This is a genomic window from Micromonospora sp. NPDC005163, from assembly GCF_053599835.1.
Genome location: NZ_JBSFYP010000033.1, coordinates 39,819 through 61,248, shown reverse-complemented (window position 1 = coordinate 61,248; position 21,430 = coordinate 39,819). Strand labels below are relative to the sequence as shown.

The 21,430-nt window shown below is 71.5% G+C and carries 20 protein-coding genes; 13 read left to right on the top strand and 7 right to left on the bottom strand.

Annotated features, from left to right (window positions below; genetic code table 11):
• Positions 1–370 precede the first annotated feature (370 nt).
• On the top strand, positions 371–1,492 hold the full coding sequence (locus ACWD6N_RS22390) for a sugar phosphate isomerase/epimerase family protein (protein ID WP_354964717.1): 1,122 nt from the start codon (positions 371–373) through the stop codon (positions 1,490–1,492).
• A gap of 101 nt (positions 1,493–1,593) precedes the next feature.
• On the opposite strand, the gene ACWD6N_RS22385 is transcribed toward ACWD6N_RS22390, so the two are convergent.
• Together ACWD6N_RS22385 and guaB are read right to left on the bottom strand one after the other, a co-directional pair.
• Positions 1,594–2,712: a GuaB3 family IMP dehydrogenase-related protein gene (locus tag ACWD6N_RS22385; RefSeq protein ID WP_354964718.1), complete on the bottom strand. Its 1,119-nt coding sequence runs from the start codon at positions 2,710–2,712 to the stop codon at positions 1,594–1,596.
• A 27-nt stretch (positions 2,713–2,739) separates the two neighbouring features.
• A complete protein-coding gene (guaB, locus tag ACWD6N_RS22380; protein ID WP_354964719.1) occupies positions 2,740–4,302 on the bottom strand; it encodes an IMP dehydrogenase in 1,563 nt (520 codons plus the stop codon).
• Between the two features lie 185 nt (positions 4,303–4,487).
• Between guaB and ACWD6N_RS22375 the strand changes: the two genes are divergently transcribed.
• A complete protein-coding gene (locus ACWD6N_RS22375; RefSeq protein ID WP_354964720.1) occupies positions 4,488–4,904 on the top strand; it encodes a DUF5319 domain-containing protein in 417 nt (138 codons plus the stop codon).
• Between the two features lie 141 nt (positions 4,905–5,045).
• On the opposite strand, the gene ACWD6N_RS22370 is transcribed toward ACWD6N_RS22375, so the two are convergent.
• Positions 5,046–5,855 carry a helix-turn-helix transcriptional regulator gene (locus ACWD6N_RS22370; RefSeq protein ID WP_354964721.1) on the bottom strand — a complete coding sequence of 270 codons (810 nt, stop codon included), beginning with the start codon at positions 5,853–5,855 and terminating at the stop codon, positions 5,046–5,048.
• Between the two features lie 252 nt (positions 5,856–6,107).
• On the opposite strand from ACWD6N_RS22370, the gene ACWD6N_RS22365 reads away from it, so the two are divergent.
• From ACWD6N_RS22365 to ACWD6N_RS22355, 3 genes are all read left to right on the top strand, one after another.
• Complete coding sequence (locus tag ACWD6N_RS22365; protein ID WP_354964722.1) at positions 6,108–6,491, top strand: WhiB family transcriptional regulator; 384 nt, start codon at positions 6,108–6,110, stop codon at positions 6,489–6,491.
• A gap of 134 nt (positions 6,492–6,625) precedes the next feature.
• Positions 6,626–7,525 (top strand): LysR family transcriptional regulator, encoded by a 900-nt coding sequence (locus ACWD6N_RS22360; RefSeq protein WP_354964723.1) that lies wholly within the window; start codon positions 6,626–6,628, stop codon positions 7,523–7,525.
• Positions 7,526–7,681: 156 nt separating this feature from the next.
• Complete coding sequence (locus ACWD6N_RS22355; protein ID WP_354964724.1) at positions 7,682–8,425, top strand: SDR family NAD(P)-dependent oxidoreductase; 744 nt, start codon at positions 7,682–7,684, stop codon at positions 8,423–8,425.
• Positions 8,426–8,546: 121 nt separating this feature from the next.
• Here ACWD6N_RS22355 and ACWD6N_RS22350 read toward each other — a convergent pair whose 3' ends face one another.
• The 4 genes from ACWD6N_RS22350 to groES all read right to left on the bottom strand — a co-directional run bounded on the left by ACWD6N_RS22350 (position 8,547) and on the right by groES (position 13,685).
• Complete coding sequence (locus ACWD6N_RS22350) at positions 8,547–9,716, bottom strand: low temperature requirement protein A (protein ID WP_354964725.1); 1,170 nt, start codon at positions 9,714–9,716, stop codon at positions 8,547–8,549.
• A gap of 61 nt (positions 9,717–9,777) precedes the next feature.
• On the bottom strand, positions 9,778–11,541 hold the full coding sequence (locus ACWD6N_RS22345) for a molybdopterin-dependent oxidoreductase (protein ID WP_354964726.1): 1,764 nt from the start codon (positions 11,539–11,541) through the stop codon (positions 9,778–9,780).
• Between the two features lie 124 nt (positions 11,542–11,665).
• Complete coding sequence (gene groL, locus ACWD6N_RS22340; protein WP_354964727.1) at positions 11,666–13,300, bottom strand: chaperonin GroEL; 1,635 nt, start codon at positions 13,298–13,300, stop codon at positions 11,666–11,668.
• A gap of 70 nt (positions 13,301–13,370) precedes the next feature.
• Positions 13,371–13,685, bottom strand: a complete 315-nt coding sequence (groES, locus tag ACWD6N_RS22335) for a co-chaperone GroES (RefSeq protein WP_084757526.1) — start codon at positions 13,683–13,685, stop codon at positions 13,371–13,373.
• A 336-nt stretch (positions 13,686–14,021) separates the two neighbouring features.
• Here groES and ACWD6N_RS22330 point away from each other — a divergent pair, with 336 nt between their 5' ends.
• From ACWD6N_RS22330 to ACWD6N_RS22295, 8 genes are all read left to right on the top strand, one after another.
• Positions 14,022–14,822 (top strand): helix-turn-helix domain-containing protein, encoded by an 801-nt coding sequence (locus ACWD6N_RS22330; protein WP_387327790.1) that lies wholly within the window; start codon positions 14,022–14,024, stop codon positions 14,820–14,822.
• Entirely contained in the window at positions 14,813–15,001 is a 189-nt protein-coding gene (locus ACWD6N_RS22325) for a DUF397 domain-containing protein (RefSeq protein ID WP_387327793.1), read from the top strand. The genes ACWD6N_RS22330 and ACWD6N_RS22325 overlap by 10 nt, the downstream gene beginning before the upstream one ends.
• 43 nt (positions 15,002–15,044) lie before the next feature.
• Entirely contained in the window at positions 15,045–16,247 is a 1,203-nt protein-coding gene (locus tag ACWD6N_RS22320; RefSeq protein WP_354964728.1) for a THUMP-like domain-containing protein, read from the top strand.
• 10 nt (positions 16,248–16,257) lie between these two features.
• Positions 16,258–16,737: a Cys-tRNA(Pro) deacylase gene (ybaK, locus tag ACWD6N_RS22315; RefSeq protein WP_354964729.1), complete on the top strand. Its 480-nt coding sequence runs from the start codon at positions 16,258–16,260 to the stop codon at positions 16,735–16,737.
• Positions 16,738–16,915: 178 nt separating this feature from the next.
• Positions 16,916–18,010, top strand: coding sequence for a sugar ABC transporter substrate-binding protein (locus tag ACWD6N_RS22310; protein WP_354964730.1), 1,095 nt, complete (start codon positions 16,916–16,918; stop codon positions 18,008–18,010).
• A gap of 115 nt (positions 18,011–18,125) precedes the next feature.
• On the top strand, positions 18,126–18,950 hold the full coding sequence (locus ACWD6N_RS22305) for an ATP-binding cassette domain-containing protein (RefSeq protein ID WP_354964731.1): 825 nt from the start codon (positions 18,126–18,128) through the stop codon (positions 18,948–18,950).
• Positions 18,947–20,209, top strand: a complete 1,263-nt coding sequence (locus tag ACWD6N_RS22300; RefSeq protein ID WP_387327798.1) for a sugar ABC transporter permease — start codon at positions 18,947–18,949, stop codon at positions 20,207–20,209. Before ACWD6N_RS22305 ends, ACWD6N_RS22300 begins: the two co-directional genes overlap by 4 nt.
• A 20-nt stretch (positions 20,210–20,229) precedes the next feature.
• Positions 20,230–21,411, top strand: a complete 1,182-nt coding sequence (locus ACWD6N_RS22295; RefSeq protein ID WP_354964733.1) for an ROK family protein — start codon at positions 20,230–20,232, stop codon at positions 21,409–21,411.
• Positions 21,412–21,430: the final 19 nt, after the last annotated feature.

Sequence of the window (21,430 nt, the reverse complement as noted above, 5' to 3'; positions counted from 1 at the left end):
CGGGTCACGACGAGCCTAGCCAGCACCACCGGGCGGGAAGCCGGTATCGAAGACCATCAGCTGCTTTCGTTGAATCAAACAAAAGTTGGCTCTGATCAATACTTTCTTTCGGCTTCGATCGACGTTACTGTCTGTCACCAAGATGTAATGCGTTCGGAACATTCACGCCGGTCGCGCTTGAACGGGACGACCGTCCCTTGCCACCCGCCGTGACGGCGGCGTGGACCTGCCCCTTCGACCTCGCGGCACCCGCACGCTCCCGGCCGCCGGGAATGCGGAACGGTCACTCGGCGGCGCCCCGCGACCTGACCCTCGTCGCACGTCTGCTGATCGACATCGACGGCAACCGCCGTCGCGAAAGGTGGAACAGATGCCAGACCACACCGCACCCGACGCCTCCTCTCCCGGCCGGCTCAGCCGTCGGTCACTGCTCGCCGCGTCCGCCGGCGCGGCCGCCGCACTCGGCGCGGCCGGCCTGCCGGTCCTCGCCACCGGCACCCCGGCGCTCGCCCACCGCAAGGACAAGGGGAAGAGCAGGCTTCGGGTCGAACCGCTGATCCCGTCGAGGAACCGCGGCATCATCCTCTACAGCGTCCGGGACCGGATCACCGCCGCGCCCGACGACAGCGGCGTGCCGTACGGCTTCGAGCGAGTTCTCGCCCGGCTCGCCGAGATCGGCTACAAGGAGATTGAGTTCGCGGGCTACACCCAGAGCACCGACATCCTCGGCCGGCAGATCACGCCCCGCGAGATCCGCAAGATCCTCGACGACAACGGCCTGGTGGCCAACGGCACCCACGCCTCGATCCAGGCGGCCACCTTCCAGCAGCAGCTGGACATCGCCGAGGAACTCGGCATGAAGAACATCGGCACCGGCAGCGACCCGACCAACAGCGCGTACAAGGCCGACTGGGACGCCGCCGCCGACACCTGGAACGAGCTGGGCCGGCAGGCCCGGGCCCGGGGCATGCGGCTCTACACGCACAACCACGACGTCGCGTACAGCTTCCTGCTCGACTCCGGTCCGCTGGACGACCAGGGCCGACCCACCCGCTCCTCCGGCGTCCGGCGGCTGGAGTACTTCTTCGGCAGGACCGACCCCCGGTACGTCTTCTTCGAGCTCGACATCTACTGGGCCTACGTGGCCCGCTACAAGCACCAGAAGTACGTCGACCCGGCGGGCCGCGAGGTGACCGACCTGTTCGACCCGATCCTCACCGTGGCCGACCGGACCACCCGATTCCCGCTCTTCCACGCCAAGGACGGCGACCGGGACACCAGCGTGCCCAACGGCTACCAGATGACCCCGCTGGGCGAGGGCGACCTCAACTTCCAGCAGTTCTTCCAGACCATCGGCGAGCGGGACTTCCACCACGCCAACTGGGAGATGGACACCGCCCCCGGCGGCGCCGCCAACCGGGGCCAGTCGCTCGACTTCGCGGCGACCAGCTACCGCAACATGTCCGACCTGACCATTTACCTCAAGAAGTGACGCCGGCGCGGCCCGAGTTCACCGAGGGCTGACGCCCCCGGTACGACGAAGGCCGGCCCCGCAGCGTGGCGGGGCCGGCCTTCCGGCGTACGGGAGACAGGTCAGCGGTCGAGGACCAGCCCGACCTTCTGGAACTCCTTGAGGTCGCGGTAACCGCACTTGGCCATCGCCCGGCGCAGCCCGCCGAACAGGTTCAGCTGGCCGTCGGCCTCGTCGGCCGGCCCGAAGAGCAGCTGCTCCATCGAGCCGATCGGCTCACCGGCGACCTCGAACGCGCCCCGGGGCAGCGACGGGTGACTGGCCGCCGAGTGCCACCAGGCACCACCGGCGGGCGCCTCCTCGCAGAGCGACAGCGGCTCCCCGAGCATCACCGCGTCCGCGCCGCAGCCGAGCGCCTTGGCGATGTCACCCGAGGTCTGGATGTCGCCGTCGGCGATCAGGTGCACGTACCGGCCGCCGGTCTCGTCGAGGTAGTCCCGGCGGGCCGCCGCGGCGTCGGCGATCGCGGTCGCCATCGGCACCCGGATGCCCAGCACCGATTCCGTGGTCGACCACTCGTCGCCACCGATGCCCACGATCACGCCGGCCGCACCGGTACGCATCAGGTGCAGCGCGGTCTTGTAGTCCGTGCAGCCGCCGACGATCACCGGCAGGTCGAGGTCGGCGATGAACTCCTTGAGGTTCAGCGGCTCGTCGGTGGTCGACACGTGCTCGGCCGAGACGATGGTGCCCTGGATGACCAGGATGTCCACTCCGGCGTCCAGGATCACCGGAGCCAGCGCCAGGGTGTGCTGCGGGGACACCCGCACCGCCACCGTGCCGCCACCGGCGCGCAGCTCGCGGACCCGCTCAGCGATCAGATCCGGGCGGATCGGCTCGGCGTACACCTCCTGGAGCCGCTTGGTGGCGCGGGCGTCCTCGTCGAGGCCGGCCAGCTCCTCCAGCACCTTGGTCGGGTTCTCGTAGCGGGTCCACAGCCCCTCGACGTTGAGCACGCCGAGGCCGCCGAGCTCACCGAGCCGGACGGCCGAGGCCGGGCTCATCGTGGCGTCCGAGGGGTGCCCGACGCACGGGATGCCGAACGGGTACGCGTCCAGCTGCCACGCGGTGGAGACGTCGTCGACGTCCCGGGTCCGGCGGCTCGGCACGATGGCGATGTCGTCCAGGTGGTAGCCGCGCTGCGCGGTCTTGCCCAGCCCGATCTCGACCACGTCACGCATGGGGGACTCCAGGTTGTTGGGGGATGGTCAGCGGGTGTGGTAGTTGGGCGCCTCGACGGTCATCTGGATGTCGTGCGGGTGGCTCTCCTTGAGCCCGGCCGCGGTGATCCGGATGAGCTGGCCGCGGTGGTGCAGATCGGGGATGTTCTCCGCACCGGCGTACCCCATCGCCAGGCGCAGCCCGCCGACCAGCTGGTGGGCCACCCGCGAGAGCGGCCCCCGGTAGGGCACCTGACCCTCGACGCCCTCGGGCACGAGCTTGTCGTCGCTGAGCACGTCCTGCTGGAAGTAGCGGTCCTTGCTGTACGACTTGGCCTGGCCCCGGGACTGCATCGCGCCGAGCGAGCCCATCCCGCGGTACGCCTTGTACTGCTTGCCGTTGACGAAGATCAGCTCGCCGGGGCTCTCCTCGCAGCCGGCCAGCAGGCTGCCGAGCATCACCGTGTCGGCGCCGGCCACCAGCGCCTTGGCGATGTCGCCCGAGTATTGAATGCCGCCGTCGCCGATCACCGGCACGCCGGCCGGACGGGCCGCCCGGGCGGCCTCCATGATCGCGGTGATCTGCGGCACGCCGACCCCGGCGACGATCCGGGTGGTGCAGATCGCGCCCGGCCCCACGCCGACCTTCACGCCGTCGGCACCGGCCTCGACCAGCGCTTTCGCGCCGGCGTACGTGGCCACGTTGCCGCCCACGATGTCGATCGTCACGTCCTTCTTGAGCCGGCGGACCATGTCCAGCACCGCCCGCTGGTGGCCGTGCGCGGTGTCCACGATCAGCACGTCCACGCCCGCGTCGACCAGGGTGCGGGCCCGCTTGTACGCGTCCTCGCCGACACCGATCGCGGCGGCCACCCGCAGCCGACCGGCGTCGTCCTTGGTGGCGTCCGGGTACTGCTCGCTCTTGGTGAAGTCCTTGACGGTGATCAGCCCACGCAGGCGGCCCGAGTCGTCGACGATCGGCAGCTTCTCGACCTTGTGCCGGCGCAGCAGGTCCAGCGCCTCGTCCTTGCTCACCCCGACCCGAGCGGTGACCAGCGGCGTACGCGTCATGATCTCGTGCACCGGCGTGTCCGGCTCGGAGACGAAGCGCATGTCGCGGTTCGTGACGATGCCGACGAGCTGGCCGTCCCCGTCCACCACCGGCACACCGGAGATCCGGTACCGGCCGCAGAGCTCGTCGACCTCGCGCAGGGTGTCGTTCGGGCTGGCGGTCACCGGATTGGTGATCATGCCGGACTCGGAGCGCTTGACCAGGTCGACCTGGAGGGCCTGGTCCTCCAGGGACAGGTTGCGGTGCAGCACGCCGATGCCGCCCTGGCGGGCCATGGCGATCGCCATCCGCGCCTCGGTGACGGTGTCCATGGCGCTGGAGAGCAGCGGGATGGTCAGTTCGATCGTGCGGGTGAGCCGGGTACGGGTGTTCACCCGGCTGGGAACCACGTCCGACTCGCCCGGCTGCAGCAGCACGTCGTCGAAGGTGAGCCCGAGTGGAACCACCCGGGCCGAGCCGGCCGGCAGCTCGGGCAGGTGGCCGCCCAGCTCGGCGTGCTCGGCGCCGGCCGGAAGGTCGGTGCTGGGCGAATTTTCCACGATTGCTCCCCTGAGCTGCTCGGATGGGCTTCAGCGAGGTGGCGCGGGCGGGCACCGGAACGCGCCACGGTGCCGGCGCGTCGTCCCATCGTACCCAGTGAGCTGGGCGACTCCTCCGGTGGCGGGCCGGCCCGGCGCGGGGCCGGGGGCGGACGCTCCCACCGACTTGGGTCTACGGTGAGGGGGTGCACGACGAGCCCATCGACCCGTTCAACGGCGACCCGGCCGACCCGACCGCGGGGCTGGACGATCCGGGCGACGACGCGACGCCGGATCCGCTGACCGACGTCGAGCGGCAGGATGTGCTGGAAGACCTCGCCGACCTGGAGATCTACCAGGCGCTGCTGGCGCCCATCGGGGTCCGCGGGCTGGTGATCGAGTGCGAGGACTGCCGGGAGCCGCACTACTTCGACTGGGACCTGCTCCGGGGCAACCTGCGACACCTGCTCAACTCGGGCCGGCCGCGGGTGCACGAGCCGGCGTACGACCCGGACCCGGACCACTACGTGACCTGGGACTACGCCCGCGGGTACGCCGACGGGGTGCACGACACCCTGACCGAGGGCACCGAGGACGAACCGGGCACCCCCGCCGCCGACTGACCCGGTCCACCCGCTCGTTCGGCCCGGTGTTCGAGCCGGCAAGATCGTGCTGCAACAAGGAAACAGTGGCTTCCCGGTTCGAGGAAGCCACTACATCCTGGATCGAGCACGATCAGGCCCGTGTCGCGTCGGAGTGGTGGATCAGGCGACCAGGCCGGCGCGGAACCCGGCGGCCACCGCGTGCGCCCGGTCCCGGGCGCCGAGCTTGCGGAACAGCCGACGGGCGTGGGTCTTGACGGTGTCCTCCGAGACGAACAGCTCCCGGCCGATCTCCGCATTGCTCTTGCCCTCGGCCATTCCCAGCAGCACCTGGAGCTCCCGCTCGGTGAGTCCGACCGCCCGGGCAGGCCGGGCGCTCGGGGCGGGGCTGGGCGGCTCGGTCTGGTCCGCTTCCGGCTCACCGGTCGCCGGCTCGACCTCGTCGTCGCCCCGCTGCACCGGCACCGACGGCACACCCGCCGGGCCCTCGCCGGGCGCGGCGCCCCAGCCGGGCTCGCCCGAGCCGCGCAGCGACGGCGCGGAGCGCCCGCCGACCGCCGCGGTGTCCCGGGCCGGGTCGGTGATCCGTTGCCGGGACGCCCGGCCGGGCGCGGTGAGCAGCAGCAGAGCCTTGGCCACCGCGCTGGTCAGGTCATGGTCGGCGTTCTGGATGAGGCCCCGAGCGCCAGCGCTGATGGTCGCCGCCGCCGCCTCGGACTCCTCGGCGCCGAGCAGCACGACCGCCGCCTGCGGCGCGCGGGCCAGGACCCGGCGGACGAAGCCCGCGCTGTCCGGCCGGGTGAGGGCCGTGTCGGCCAGCACCACGTCGGCCGGTCGCTCGGCCAGCCGCAGCATCACCTCGGGATCGGAGACGGCGGTACGAACGATCGCGGACAGCCCCAGCCGCGCGGCGGCCGAAGTCAGGTGCTGGGCCGCGAGTGGTGTCCGAACGCACACAAGAACGGTACGCACTGTGATCTCCTCTCCGCCAACGAGCAGACCATGACGGGGTCGGCTGAGGAGGGGGTTCCGGGCAATCCTCCGAACTTTTCCGACAGATAGGACAAAAGCCGCAACATCTGGGGCGTTCTCGATCACAGACGTGTGAGCCGGGGAAAGCCCGGGTACCGAGACATCCAGGCCGGGAACGGTGCGCCTGCGCGGCCCGCCGCCCGGAAGCCGGCCAAAAGGATCTCGCGGTGCCGCGCGGGAGGAGGGGTGCTGATGTCGAACGTACGTAGACTGCCCGGACCCATCGTCGACCTATGGGACTGGCAGCGGCTCGGTGCCTGCCGAGGGCGGGACAGTGCCCAGTTCTTCCACCCCGACGGCGAGCGGGGTTCCTCCCGGCTACGTCGGGAGTCCGCCGCCAAGACCGTCTGCCGCGCCTGCCCGGTCCGCGCCGAGTGCGCCGCGCACGCGCTGTCGGTCCGCGAGCCGTACGGCGTGTGGGGCGGCTTCAGCGAGTCGGAGCGGCTGCGGCTCCTCGCCCTCGGCTGGGAGGACCTGGCGGACCGCCGGCAGGCCCGTGTCGACGTGGCCCGCCTGGAGGCCCGGCTGGGCCGCCCGCACAAGTCCACCGTCCCGGCCCAGCGCAACGTCGCCTGAGCGGCCTCACCTCCGCGACACCGACATGCGACGCCGCGCCTCTGCACCGGGGCGCGGCGTCGACGCACATCGCGGAGCAGGCACCCGAGGGCTCGCCGCGCGAGGGGCATCGGCCTGCGTGATGTGATGGGCGGGTGGAAATACGGGAAATGCGGGCGTTCGTCGCGGTCGTCGAGGAGGGGAGTCTGTCCGCGGCCGCGCGCAGATTGCACGTGAGCCAGCCCGCGCTGTCGCAGAGCATGAACGCCTTGGAGCGACAACTCGGCGTGCAGTTGCTGATTCGTGGCAGCACCGGAGTGCGGGCCACCGAGGCGGGCATGACGTTGCTCGACGAGGCTCGCGCGGTGCTCGCCCGGCACGACCAGGCGGTCGCCGCCGTCGCCCGGCACACCTCCGTCGGCGACAGCGTGCTCAGGCTCGGGATCCCGCTGGAACTCCCCACCGACGTACTCTCCCGACCGCTGGCCGATCTCGCCGCGGCCTACCCGGGCACCCGGGTGCAGGCTCGCCACATGTCCACCGCGGCGCAGGTCGCCGCACTGCGGGCCGGCGACATCGACGTCGGACTGGTCCGAGAACGCCCGGTCGGCCCGGACCTGGACGCTGTGCTGGTCATCGAGGAACGGCTGGGTGTGCTGCTGGCCACCGAACCGGCCGCCAAGATCGCCGGGCCCGACGGGATTCGCCTGGACGCGCTGGCCGGGCTGAGCTGGGTGGGCTTCCCCCGCTCCGGGAGCCCCGCCTGGTACGACGAACTCACCGCGATCCTGCGCAGCCATGGACTCGATCTCGGGCCTGTCGCGCCGGAAGGACAGGAACTCATCCCCGCGGTGAAGCTCGCCGCGGTGACCGCCGGCGCAGCCTTCGCGTTGGCGCCACCCGACTGGTCACCACCGATTCCCGACCCGGTCACCTGGTCACCGCTGGTCGGGCATCCCCTGGTCCGGCGTACCTGGGCGGCCTGGCCGGCCGACTCCCACCGGCGCGACCTCGGTCATTTCATCGCCGCGCTGGAACTGCGGGACCCGGAGTAGCTCCGGCAGCTGCACGACCGCGGTGCTTATGGCGGCCATAAGCAGCCCGCAGAGGGCGATGGGAAACGCTGAGCCCCTGGACGACTTGCACCCACTGGTCGGGACAGCCCCGACCGAAGCCGCCGATTGACGGAACTGAATGTGGGTGGAGAAACGATGACAGACCTTCGAGGAAAATCGGCGCTGGTGACCGGTGGCAATAGCGGCATCGGCAGGGCGACCGCGATGGCGCTGGCCACGCTCGGTGCCCACGTGGTGATCTCCGGGCGGGACGAGACCCGGGGCGGCGACGTGGTCCGGGAGATCCGTGCGGCAGGCGGGCGGGCGGACTTCCTGGTCGCCGATCTGCGTGACGAGGCGTCGGCCCGGTACCTGGCCGCGCGGACCAGGGAGCTGGTCGGGCAGGTGGACGTACTGGTCAACAACGCCGGTATCTACCCGTTCGGCCCCACCGAGCAGACCACCGAGCAGGACTTCGACTCGGTGTTCGCGCTGAACGTGAAGGCCCCGTACTTCCTGGTCGCCGAACTCGCGCCAGAGATGGCGAAGCGCGGCCACGGCGCGATCATCAACCTGACGACCATGGTCGCCGAGTTCGGTCAGGCGGGGATGAGCCTCTACGGGTCGAGCAAGGCCGCGCTGGTCCTGCTCACAAAGTCCTGGGCCGCCGAGTACGGGCCTCAGGGCGTCCGGGTGAACGCGGTAAGCCCCGGCCCGACCCGCACCGAGGGCACCGCCGGCATGGGGGACAACCTTGACCAGCTGGCCACCATGGCACCGGCCGGCCGGCCCGGCTCGGCCGAGGAGATCGCCGAGGCGGTCGCCTTCCTGGCCACCGAGCGGTCGAGCTTCGTGCACGGCGCGGTGCTGCCCGTCGACGGTGGACGCATCGCCGTCTGACGTGCCCGGCACCACCTCGCGGCCCGCTTCACGGTGCTCCAACCGTGGGGCGGGCCGCGGCCAGCCGAGTCGGGCCGACCCGAGCGTGACCAGCGGTCGCGGCACCACGGCGGGAAGGCCGTCAGCGTGACCGGCCCGACGCGGCACCCTGTTCGACGACCGCCAGCACCACCCAGGCCGCCGCGATGAGCCACACCGCCACCAGCGGCGGCAGTCCCCCCAGCGCGACCACCAGCGCGACGAAGCCCACCCCGGCCTGAGCCAACGCCACCCGGCGGCTGACCGACAGGCTGATTCCCCGGTAGATGATGACGCAGCCGGCGATCATCGCCAGCTGACTACCGCCCAGCAGCCGCCCGGCCACGTCATGTCCGGGCCCCCGGTGGGCCGCCTCCTCCGCCGCCAGCTCGACGGCGACACCCGCGGTCACGATCGCCGCGTAGACCAGCAGGTGCCCGTAGGCGTAGAGGTAGCTCCGGACCACCGCCTGCCGCCCGGCACGCAGCGCCCGGTTTCCCGCCTCGCTGTCGAACGTGGCGATGAAGTACACCCACCACACCCCGCTGGCGATGACGAAACCGCCGATCCCGGTCGCCACCGAGACACCTCGCCACCCCGTGGCGTCGATCCCGTTCGCGACCGACAGGACCGCCTCCCCGAGCACGACGATGGTGAACAGACCGAACCGCTCGGGCATGTGGGACTTCTGCGTCGGCGCCCGGCGCACCACGGCGTAGGCCAGCGGTCCGGCGATCGTGGCGTTGACGACGAGTGCGACGCTCCAGACCCCGTACCGCGCGGGTGGGGCCACCAGGAGCGAGCCACACCAGAGCCCGGCGGCGGCCAGGAAGCCGGCCGCGTTCCACCAGCAGAATTCCCGTGCCTCGACATCGAGCCAGCCCACGACTGCGTACATCGCGGTGAGCAGCGCCAGCAGCAGCCCGTAGATCACCGCGAAGCGGCTGGCGTCGGCAGCGGCGTCACCGGGGAGGGAAGCTGCCAACGCGAGCACCCCCAGCATCGCGGTCAGCTGCGCCAGGCGGCTCGGTGGGCGGTCGTCGTCGAAGAGGTCGGCGAAATAGGAGAAGCTGAACCACAACCACCAGATCGCGCTGATCAGACCGGCGAAGACCAGCACTCCGCGGGCCGACGGATCGTCCACCAGCCGCTGGCCGAGCCGGAACACGGCGACCACGAACACCAGGTCGAAGAAGAGCTCCAGCCAGCTGGCTCGGCGCGCAACACCGTAGCCATGGATCAGGGAGCGCCTGCCGCCACGCCCTGCCTCCACCGGCTGAGGTTAACGGGGACTGGTGTCCGGTTGACCCCGGTTGGCCAGCATGCCACCGCGGTCAGCGGACGGTGACGGTGACCGTGTGCCAGCCGGTGGCGCCGTCCGGGACGACGCCCTGGGTGCGCTCGGTCTGGGTCTCGCCGGTCGCGTCGGTCGCCCGGACCTGGAGCCGGTGCTCGCCCGGCGTGGCGTCCCAGCGCCACGACCACTGGACCCAGGTGTCCACCGACACCGTCGGGGCGAGTTCCGCCTCCTGCCAGGGCCCGCCGTCGACGCGTACCTCGACCCGGCGGATGCCCCGATGCTGCGCCCACGCCACGCCGGCCACGGTCACCGGGCCGGTGGTCAGGCGGTTGCGTGCCCGGGGCGCGTCGATCCGCGACTGGGTCTTGATCGGCCCCTGGGCCGACCAGCCCCGCGGCACCCAGTACGCGTCGAAGTCGGCGAACCGCGTCAACTCCAGCTCGGTCACCCACTTGCAGGCGGACACGTAGCCGTAGAGGCCGGGCACCACCACCCGTACCGGGAAGCCGTGCTCGACGGGCAGCGGCTCACCGTTCATGCCGATGGCCAGCAGCGCGTCCCGCCCGTCGCGCAGCAGGGCGGTGGGGGTGCCGCACGTCCAGCCGTCGACCGACCGGCCGACGACCTGGTCGGCGTCCGCCTCCGGCTCGACCTCGTCCAGCAGCTCGCGCAGGGGTACGCCGAGCCAGCGGGCGTTGCCGATCAGATCCCCGCCCACCTCGTTGGAGACGCAGGCCAGCGTGATGTACCGCTCGACCAACGGCCGGGCCAGCAGGTCGGCGTAGCTGTAGGTGCGCTCGGTACGGACCCGCCCGTGGATCCGCAGCCGCCAGGTCGCCGGGTCCACCTGGGGCACCACCAGCGCGGTGTCGATCCGGTAGAACCCGAAGTTCGAGGTGACGTACGGCGCGAGCTGGGCCATCGAGAGGTCCGCGCCCGCCGGCAGGGCCGGTGCGGGGACAGCCGGCGCGGGCAGCCGGATCGCCTCCCGGGCGGCGGACACCCCGCGTCGCCCGGCCAGCCAGCGCCCGCCGAGACCGGCCACCGTGGCCGTGCCGAGCAGCAACCCGGCGCCGGTGAGGAACCGTCGCCGTGACTCCGGATCGACCCCCTCGCCCGGCGCCGCCGACTCCGGGGGCGGCACGGCCGACCCCGGCGAGGCAGACGAGACCGGCGGCACGGCCGCCCCCGGCGAGGCCGACGACACCGGCGGCACGGCCGGTTCCGGCGAGGCGGACGGCACCGGTGGGGTGCCGGGCACCGCGCGGCCGTCCGCCGCCGAAGGGCCGGCTGGCGACACCGGTGCCGGTGTCACCGGCTGATGGGACGCGAGTGGGCTGGGTGGGGACCAGGGCCAGGGGTCCAGCTCCAGCGGACCGGCAATGAACAGCCAGAGCACCAGGGCGCCGAGGCCGCCGCCGACCACCGACGGCAGCGCGTCGGCGGCGTCCGCGCCGGAACGGGTCAGGGCGGCGGCCGCACCGACGGCGGCGAACGCCGCGATCCCGGCCAGGCCGAGGGCCAACCGGCGCACCGCCAGCACCCCGAGCAGCGCGGCGAACGCGCCCAGCAGCAGCGCGGTGCCGACCAGCAGGGCGATCTTGTCGGCGGTGCCGAAGATGTCGATGGCGAGCTGTTTCAGCGACTCCGGGACGGCGTCGACGACCACCCCGCCGACCGCGACCAGCGGCGCCGACCGGGGCCCGGTCAGCACCGCCACCGGTTCCGCGATCCCGATCGCGATGGCGGCGGCGGTGACTCCGGCCAGCGCGGCGTACCGGCGCGACGTGGTGCTCATCGGCCCAGTGTGCGCGATCAACTCGGCGGGTCGCCAACCATGTCAGGGTGCGGTAATGATTTGGAGACGGACCGGGGCACACCGCCGTACGACGGTGTGCCCCGGAACGGGTGTCGCTACCGGATCAGAAACCCGGGCCGTGCTGGTGGCCGTGGCCGTGCCCGCCGGCGGCGGCCGGCTCGGCCTGCTCCGGCTTCTCGACCACGAGGCTCTCCGTGGTGAGCAGCAGACCGGCGATCGAGGCGGCGTTGGTGACCGCGTTGCGGGTCACCTTCACCGGGTCGATGATGCCGGCCTTGACCAGGTCGACGTACTCGCCCTTGGCCGCGTCGAGGCCGTTGCCCCACTTCATGTCGGCGACCTTCTGGGTCACGACGTAGCCGTCGTGACCGGCGTTCTGCGCGATCCAGCGCAGCGGCTCGACCAGCGACTTGCGCACGATCGAGACGCCGACCTTCTCGTCACCGGTGAAGCCCAGGTCGTCGTCGAGCACCGGGAGGATCTGCACCAGGGCGGCGCCGCCGCCGGGCACGGTGCCCTCCTCGACCGCGGCCTTGGTCGCCGCGATGGCGTCCTCGATGCGGTGCTTGCGCTCCTTCATCTCGACCTCGGTCGCCGCGCCCACCTTGATCACGGCGATGCCGCCGGAGAGCTTCGCCAGCCGCTCGGCCAGCTTCTCCCGGTCCCAGTCGGAGTCGGAGGCCTCGATCTCCTTGCGGATCTGGGCCACCCGGTCGGCGACGTCGGCCTTCTGGCCGCCGCCGTCGACGATCGTGGTGTTCTCCTTGTCGACCACGACGCGCCGGGCGGTGCCGAGCACCTCCAGGCCGACCTGGTCGAGCTTGTAGCCCAGCTCCGGGGCGACCAGCTCGGCGCCGGTGGAGATCGCGATGTCCTGGAGCATCGCCTTGCGCCGGTCGCCGAAGCCCGGGGCCTTCACGGCGCAGACCTTGAGGGTCTTGCGCAGCGAGTTGACCACCAGGGTGGAGAGCGCCTGGCCGTCCACGTCCTCGGCGATGATCAGCAGGGGCTTGCTGTTCTGCAGGACCTTCTCCAGCAGCGGCAGCAGCTCCTCGATCGCCGAGATCTTCTGGGTGGTGACCAGGATGTACGCGTCCTCAAGGACGGACTCCTGACCCTCCAGGTCGGTGACGAAGTTCGGCGAGATGAAGCCCTTGTCGAACTGGAGACCCTCGGTCACGTCCAGTTCGGTGGTGAGCATCGAGCCCTCCTCGACGGTGATGACACCGTCGCGGCCGACCCGCTCCATCGCCTCGGCGATCAGCTCGCCGATGGTGGAGTCCTGCGCGGAGATCGTCGCCACGTTCGCGATCGACTCCTTGCCGGTGACCTCCGCGGCCCGACCGAGCAGCGCCTCAGAGATCTTGGTGGCCGCCGCGTCGATGCCCCGCTTGAGCCCGGCCGGGTTGGTCCCGGCGGTCACGTTGCGCAGGCCCTCGCGAACCATGGCCTGGGCCAGCACGGTCGCGGTGGTGGTCCCGTCGCCGGCGACGTCGTTGGTCTTGGTCGCCACCTCCTTGACCAGCTGCGCGCCGAGGTTCTCGTAGGGGTTGGTGAGCTCGATCTCCTTGGCGATGGTCACACCATCGTTGGTGATCGTCGGCGCACCGAATTTCTTGTCCAGGACGACGTTGCGCCCGCGCGGGCCGAGGGTGACCTTGACCGCGTCCGCGAGGGCGTTGACACCGTGCTCCAGCAGGTGCCGGGCGTCGTCCGAGAAGCTCAGGATCTTCGCCATGAATGTCCCTTCGAAGCGCCACTGCCCCGGCCCGGCGAGCCGGACCGGGGCAATGGCACTGATCGGTTGCTTACTTCTCGATGACCGCGAGGACGTCGCGGGCGGAGAGCACCAGGTACTCCTCGCCGGCGTACTTGACCTCGGTGCCGCCGTACTTCGAGTAGAGAACGGTGTCGCCGACCTTGACGTCGAGCGGCACACGGTTGCCGTTGTCGTCGATCCGGCCCGGGCCGACAGCGAGGACAGTGCCCTCCTGCGGCTTCTCCTTGGCGGTGTCGGGGATCACGATGCCCGACGCCGTGGTGGTCTCAGCCTCGTTCGCCTGGACCACGATCCGGTCCTCGAGCGGCTTGATCGCAACCTTGGTCGCGGTAGTCACGGGCATACCCTCCTGGGGTATTGGTTTCGTTGCTGGCCGGCGGGGCCGACCAGCGTCAATCTGCCACATGCCACCGGGCGGGGCCGTCGTCGCGGGTGCCGGTCCGCCTGGCGTTTCGCACCCGGGTCGTGAAACCCGGAAGCTGGCACCCTCAGGGTGAGAGTGCTAATCGCAGGTTATTCCGTGGCTAGCACTCCGTCAAGGAGAGTGCCAACGCACCGTTCGCCGTGTCGCCACAGATCCGCCAGTCGTTACCGCAACACGCCGGGAACACCTCGCCACAGAGTGGCCATCTCCCTACCGTCGGTTGCCTCCACCAGAAGCCGCGGAAAGGGGAGCCGAGTGTCCCGGATACCGACACTGACGTTCCTGCACGAACAGCTACGCCGCGCACGCCAGGCGCGCGGGCTCAGCCAGGAGGAGCTGGGCAAACTGATCAACTATTCATCGTCGTACGTGAGTGCGGTCGAGACCGGGCAGAGCCCGGTCAAGCCGGACTACGTCGGCCGCATCGACTCGACCCTGGACACCGGCGGTCTCTTCGTCGGCATGCTGGAGCTGATCCGCTTCCACGCCGCGCCGGACTGGTTCCGCCCGTGGGACGAGAATGAGCGGGAGGCGGCGGCGCTGCGCTGGTACGACCCGACGGTGATCCCCGGCCTGCTCCAGACCGAGGGGTACGCGCGGGCGATGCTCGGCGTGGGCGGCGAGCTGACCGCCGACGAGGTGGAGACGCGGGTGGTCGCCCGGCTCGCCCGGCAGTCCCTGCTGGCCGCCGAGCCGCGTCCGCACCTCGTCGCGGTGCTGGAGGAGCACACGCTGCGCCGGCAACTCGGCGACCGGGAGACCATGCGCGAGCAGCTACAGCATTTGCTGGTTGTGGGCACCGAGCCGAACGTGCAGGTCCGGGTCGTGCCGGCCGACGCTCCCTGGCATGTCGGGCTCAACGGCCCGTTCATCCTGGCCCGGCTCCAGAACGGGGCCGAGCTGGCCCACCTGGACAACCAGCTCCGGGGGCAGACCGTGGACAGCCCGAACGACGTTGCCGCCCTGGAGCGGCGCTGGGAGACTGTGACCGGCGAGGCGCTGCCATGCCGGCAGTCCGCCCGGCTGATCGAGGAAGTGGTGCAGACATGGACCTGACCCACGCCACCTGGCGCAAGTCCTCCCGCAGCAACAGCAACGGCGGCGCCTGTGTCGAGGTCGCCGACAACCTGCCCGGCGTGGTCGCCGTGCGCGACAGCAAGGACCCGGCCGGGCCGGCGCTCACCTTCCCCCCGGCGAGCTGGCGGGCCTTCGTCGCCGCCACGCCCACCGACTGACACCACTGTCCGGCCAGTCCGGTCGGCCCGGGACAATGCTCGGGTGGATCTCGACCAGTTGGCGGCGCTGCGTACCCCCGAGGGGTCGGCCGCGCTCGCGGCGGCGGCCGGGCTGGCCGGCGGTGACCCGCTGGTCGCGGCGTCGGCCCTGCGCGCGACCGGTGTGCCGCCGGCACTGGCCTCGGCGGCACTGACCCAGGCCGAGCTGCGCCATCGGGCGGTCGGCAAGTTCGGCCCGGCCGCCGCCGGGATGTTCCTCACCCGCGCCGGGCTGGAGCAGGCCACCCGCCGGGTGGTCGCCGACCGCCGGGCCGCCCGGCTGCGCGCGGCCGGCGTGCGTACCCTGGCCGACCTCGGCTGCGGGCTCGGTGCCGACGCGCTCGCCGCGGCCCGCGCCGGCATCCGGGTGTACGGGGTGGAGGCCGATCCGGTGACCGCCGCGATGGCCGCCGCCAACGCCGCGGCGCACGGGCTGGCCGAGCTGTTCACGGTCGAGTGCGGCGACGCCACCACGTTCGACGTCTCCCGGGTCGACGGGGTCTTCTGCGACCCGGCCCGTCGCCGGGCCGGCACCGGGCGGCGGATCTTCGACCCGCGCGCCTACTCGCCGCCGTGGGACTTCGTCACCGGGCTCGCCGAGCGGGTGCCACGCACCGTCGTCAAGGTGGCGCCGGGCCTGGATCACGCGCTCATCCCGGCGGGCGCGGAGGCCGAGTGGGTCGGCGTGGACGGCGACCTGGTCGAGGCCGCGCTCTGGTGCGGCGAGCTGGCGGAGGTGCCCCGCCGCGCCACGCTCTACCGGCAGGGAGCGGACGGCGACGAGACCCGCCGCCACGAGCTCACCGGCTCGGGCGCCGCCGAGGCTCCGGTCGGCCCGACGCGCCGCTACCTGTACGACCCGGACGCCGCGGTGGTCCGCGCGCACCTCGTCGCCGAGCTGGCCGGCGAGCTGGACGCCACCCTCGGCGACCCGAGCATCGCCTACCTCTACGCCGATCACCCGACCCGCACCCCGTACGCGCGCTGCCTGGAGGTGACCGACGTGCTGCCGTTCTCGCTCAAGCGCCTGCGGGCCCTGCTGCGGGACCGCCGGGTCGGGCGGGTGGAGATCCTCAAGCGGGGTTCCGCGCTCACTCCGGAGCAGCTCCGGCGGGACCTGCGGTTGACCGGTGACGCGGCGGCGAGCCTGGTGCTCACCCGGGTCGCCGGGGCACCGACCGTTCTGATCTGTCAGCCGGTCGACTAGGTTCGCTGACGTGGCGGGACAGGGCACTCCGGCAACGGCACTGCTGGTCAAGCGCGGGATCGCGCATCGCACCCACCCGTACCGGGTGTCGCCGGACGCGCCGAACTACGGCGCGCTGGTGGCGGCGGCGCTCGGCGTACCCCCGGAGCGGGTGTTCAAGTCGCTGGTGACCGAGGTCGACGGCGCGCTCACCGTCGCGGTCGTACCGGTCACCGGCGAGCTGGACCTCAAGGCGCTGGCGGCGGCGGTCGGCGGCAAGCGGGCGACGCTGGCCGAGCGGGCGGTCGCCGAGCGGGCGACCGGCTACGTGCGGGGCGGGATCAGCCCGCTCGGGCAGCGCCGGCGACTGCCGACCGTGCTGGACGACTCCGCGCTGGGCCTGCCGACGATCTATGTCTCCGCTGGCCGGCGCGGTCTGCAACTCGAACTGGCCGCGACGGATCTGGTGGCGTTGACCGAGGCGCGCACGGCGGCTTTGCAGGCCCGCTGACGGCTGCCGTCCATGGTCATTTCCCCTGGATGATCAGGGAGTGACAGTCGCGTTGCTGAATTGTTATCGCTCCCAACAAACTTGACGCTCCGCCGGTCTTGTGAACCGTGCGCGGGGCGCAATACGTTGCCGGGCACAACAAAAGAACACCTTCCCCCACCCCGAAAGGACCCTGCACATGCGTAAGGGGCTCCTCACCATCGCCGCCGTGGGCCTGCTCACGACCGGCAGCATGACCGCCTGTGGCGGCGACTCCGGCGACGACCAGGCCAGCTCCGCCAAGACCCCCAAGATCGGCGTCATCCTTCCGGACAGCAAGTCCTCCGCCCGCTGGGAGAGCGCGGACCGTCGGTTCCTGGAAGAGGCGTTCAAGGCCGCCGGCGTCCAGTACGACATCCAGAACGCCCAGAACGACAAGACCGCCTTCCAGACCATCGCCGACCAGATGATCACCAGCGGCGTCACCGCCCTGATGATCGTCAACCTGGACTCCGGCACCGGCAAGGCCGTGCTCGACAAGGCCAAGTCGCAGGGCGTCGCCACCATCGACTACGACCGGCTGACCCTGGGCGGCTCGGCCCAGTACTACGTCAGCTTCGACAACGAGACCGTCGGCAAGCTCCAGGGCGAAGGTCTGGTCAAGTGCCTGACCGACCAGAGCGCCAAGAACCCGGTCGTGGCGTACCTCAACGGCTCCCCCACCGACAACAACGCCACCCTGTTCAAGAACGGCTACGACTCGGTGCTCAAGCCGAAGTTCGACGCCAAGGAATACACCAAGGGCCCGGAGGACGCCGTACCGGCCTGGGACAACGCGCAGGCCGCCACGATCTTCGAGCAGCAGCTCACCAAGGCCAACGGCAAGATCGACGGCGTGCTGGCCGCCAACGACGGTCTCGGCAACGCGGCCATCTCCGTGCTGAAGAAGAACAAGCTCAACGGCAAGGTGCCGGTGACCGGGCAGGACGCCACCCCGGAGGGCCTGCAGAACATCCTCGCCGGCGACCAGTGCATGACTGTCTACAAGGCGGTCCGGGAAGAGGCCAAGGCCGCCTCCGACCTGGCCGTCGCGCTCGCCAAGGGTGAGAAGAAGGAGACCGGCCAGACGGTGAAGGACCCGGAGGGCGGCCGGGACGTCCCCTCGGTGCTGCTCACCCCCAAGGCCATCTACAAGGAGAACGTCAAGGACGTCATCGCCGACGGCTACGTGACCAAGGAAGAGGTCTGCTCCGGGACGTACGCCAAGCTCTGCGCCGACGCCGGCATCAGCTGACCGACTCCGCAGTACCCGCCGGGACGACCATCGCCGCCCGGCACGGGAGCACCCCTCCCGTGCCGGGCGGCGCCCGCCGGACGGGCCCCGACCTCCCTTGAGAAGGAGACCCCCCGTGTCCGCGACCCCCCTGCTGGAAGTACGCGGGATCGACAAGAGCTTCGGTCCCGTCCAGGTGCTCCGCGACGTCGCCCTCACCGTCCACCCGGGCGAGGTGACCGCACTGGTCGGCGACAACGGCGCTGGCAAGTCGACCCTGGTGAAGTGCATCAGCGGCATCCACCCCACCGACGCCGGCGAGTTCCTGTTCAACGGCGAACCGGTGCACATCGGCAACCCGCGCGACGCCGCCGCGCTCGGCATCGAGGTCGTCTACCAGGACCTGGCGCTCTGCGACAACCTCGACATCGTGCAGAACATGTTCCTCGGCCGGGAGAAGCGCAGCGGCATCGTGCTGGACGAACCGACAATGGAACAACTCGCCGCCGAGACGCTGGCCGGGCTCTCCATCCGCACCGTCACCTCGCTCCGCCAACACGTCTCCAGCCTCTCCGGCGGTCAGCGCCAGACCGTGGCCATCGCCAAGGCGGTGCTGTGGAACAGCAGGCTGGTCATCCTCGACGAGCCGACCGCGGCGCTGGGTGTGGCACAGACCGCCCAGGTGCTCGAACTGGTCCGCCGTCTCGCCGACAACGGCCTGGCCGTGGTGCTCATCTCGCACAACATGAACGACGTCTTCGCCGTCTCCGACCGGGTCGCCGCGCTGTACCTCGGCCAGATGGTCGCCCAGGTGAAGACCACCGACATCACCCACGCCCAGGTGGTCGAACTGATCACGGCCGGGCGCTCGGGCGGGCTCGGCCTCGCCACCGACGCGGGCACAGGCGGCAACGGCAACGGCGCACAGCCGGCCGACTCGAACTCAGGAGGCGACCGATGACCACCACCGCCGTGCGGAAGGGCGGCCCCGCGGCCGTCACACCGGCGCCGACCGTCGGGGGCCACGTCCGCAACTACTGGAGCCGGGTACGCGGTGGCGACGTCGGCGCGCTACCGGCCGTGCTGGGCCTGATCGTGCTCTGCACCGTCTTCGCGGTCATGCGGCCGTCGTCGTTCCTGTCGGCCGGCAACTTCGCCAACCTCTTCACCCAGGGCGCGGCGGTCACGCTGATCGCGATGGGTCTGGTCTTCGTGCTGCTGCTCGGCGAGATCGACCTCTCCGCCGGCTTCGCCAGCGGGGTCTGCGCGGCGGTGCTGGCCAATGTGGTCACCGTGCTCGGTTACCCCTGGTGGGTGGCCGTGCTCGCCGCAGTCGCCACCGGTCTGGTCATCGGCACCGGTCTCGGTCTGCTCGTCGCGAAGATCGGAATTCCGTCCTTCGTGGTCACCCTCGCCGGCTTCCTCGCCTTCCAGGGCATCGTCCTGCTGCTCGTGAAGGAGGGAACCAACATCTCCGTCCGGGACGAGGTGCTGGTCGCCATCGCCAACCGCAACCTCAGCCCCGTCCTGGGCTGGGTGCTGGCCGCCCTCGCGGTCGCCGGGTACGGGACGGTGCAGCTGCTGCGGCACCGCAACCGGGTGGCCCGCGGTCTGATCACCGACCCGATCGCGGTGGTGGCGCTCCGGATCGGCGGGCTGGCCGTCATCCTCGGCACGGCGGTGTACGTCCTCAACCTGGAGCGCAGCCGCAACGTACTGATCGTCTCGCTCAAGGGTGTGCCGATCGTGGTGCCGGTCATCGCGGTGCTGCTGATCGTCTGGACCTTCGTGCTCCAACGCACCAGCTACGGCCGGCACATCTACGCCGTGGGCGGCAACCGGGAAGCGGCCCGCCGGGCCGGCATCAACGTCGACCGGATCCGGATCTCGGTGTTCGTGATCTGCTCGTCCATGGCCGCCGTCGGTGGCATCGTGGCGGCCAGCCGGGCCAACTCGGTCGACCCGAACACGGGGGGCAGTAACGTACTGCTCTACGCGGTCGGCGCGGCGGTGATCGGCGGCACGAGCCTCTTCGGCGGCAAGGGCCGCGTCCTCGACGCCGTGCTCGGCGGCGCGGTGGTCGCGGTCATCGAAAACGGAATGGGCCTGATGGGGTACAGCGCGGGAGTCAAGTACGTGGTCACCGGCGTCGTGCTGCTGCTCGCCGCGAGTGTCGACGCCGTCTCCCGCCGCCGCGCGGCGGCCACCGGCACCCGCTGACCGCGGGAGGTAGCACCGCGATGCGCCCGGCACCAAGCCAGGACGAGGTCCGACGGCAGAACCTCGGAGCTCTGCTGCGGCACGTGCACGTCCACGGGGCGACCACACGTGCCGAACTCACCACCACGCTGGGCCTGAACCGCAGCACCATCGGCGCACTCACCGCCGACCTGGCCGGAGTCGGGCTGGTCAGCGAGGAAGCACCGAGGGAGACCGGCCGGGCCGGACGACCGTCGCTGGTCGTCCGGCCCGAGTCGGACCGGGTGTTCGCGTACGCGTACTCCGTTGAGGTGGATCGGCTGCGCGCCGCCCGGATCGGCCTCGGCGGCGCGGTGCTGGACCAACGGGAGCTGGACCGACCGCGCGGCCTGCTCGCCGCGGAGGCGGCGCCGCTGCTGGCCGGCGCGGTCAAGGAGATGCAGCAGGGCGTACCGCCCGACGCGATCTGCGTGGGCGCCGGCGTCGCGGTCTGCGGCATGGTCCGCCGCGACGACGGCCTGGTCCGACTCGGCCCGACCACCGGCTGGGTGGACGAGCCGATCGGCGCGGCGCTCGGCGCCGAACTGGGCATCGACGTGCCCATCACGGTGGGCAACGTGGCCGACGTGGCCGCGTTCGCCGAGCACGCGCGAGGTGTCGCCGCCGGCTGCGACAACGTCATCTACCTGTACGGCGACGTCGGCGTGGGCGCCGGCATCATCGCCGGCGGGCGTCGGCTGACCGGGCACGGCGGGTACGGCGGCGAGGTCGGCCACATGAAGGTGGTCCGCGACGGCATGCCCTGCGAGTGCGGTTCCCGGGGCTGCTGGGAGACCGAGATCGGCGAGCACGGCCTGCTCCGTGCCGCCGGGCGCTCCGACGCCCGGGGCCGGGACGCGCTGCTGGCGGTCTTCGACGCCGCTGACCGGGGCGACGCCCGGGCTCAGACGGCGGTCCGCCAGGCCGGTGACTGGCTCGGTTTCGGGGTGGCCAACCTGGTGAACGTCTTCAACCCCGAGATGGTCATCTTCGGCGGCACCATGCGCGACCTCTACCTCGCCGCGGCAGCCCAGGTCCGCAGCCGGCTCAACTCCAACGCGCTCGGCGCCTGCCTGGAGCACGTCCGGCTGCGCACCCCCAAACTGGGCAAGGACGCGCCCCTGATCGGCGCCGCCGAGCTGGCCTTCGAACGGCTGCTCGCCGACCCCCTCGATGTGGGCTGATCCGCGTACCCTGTCCGGC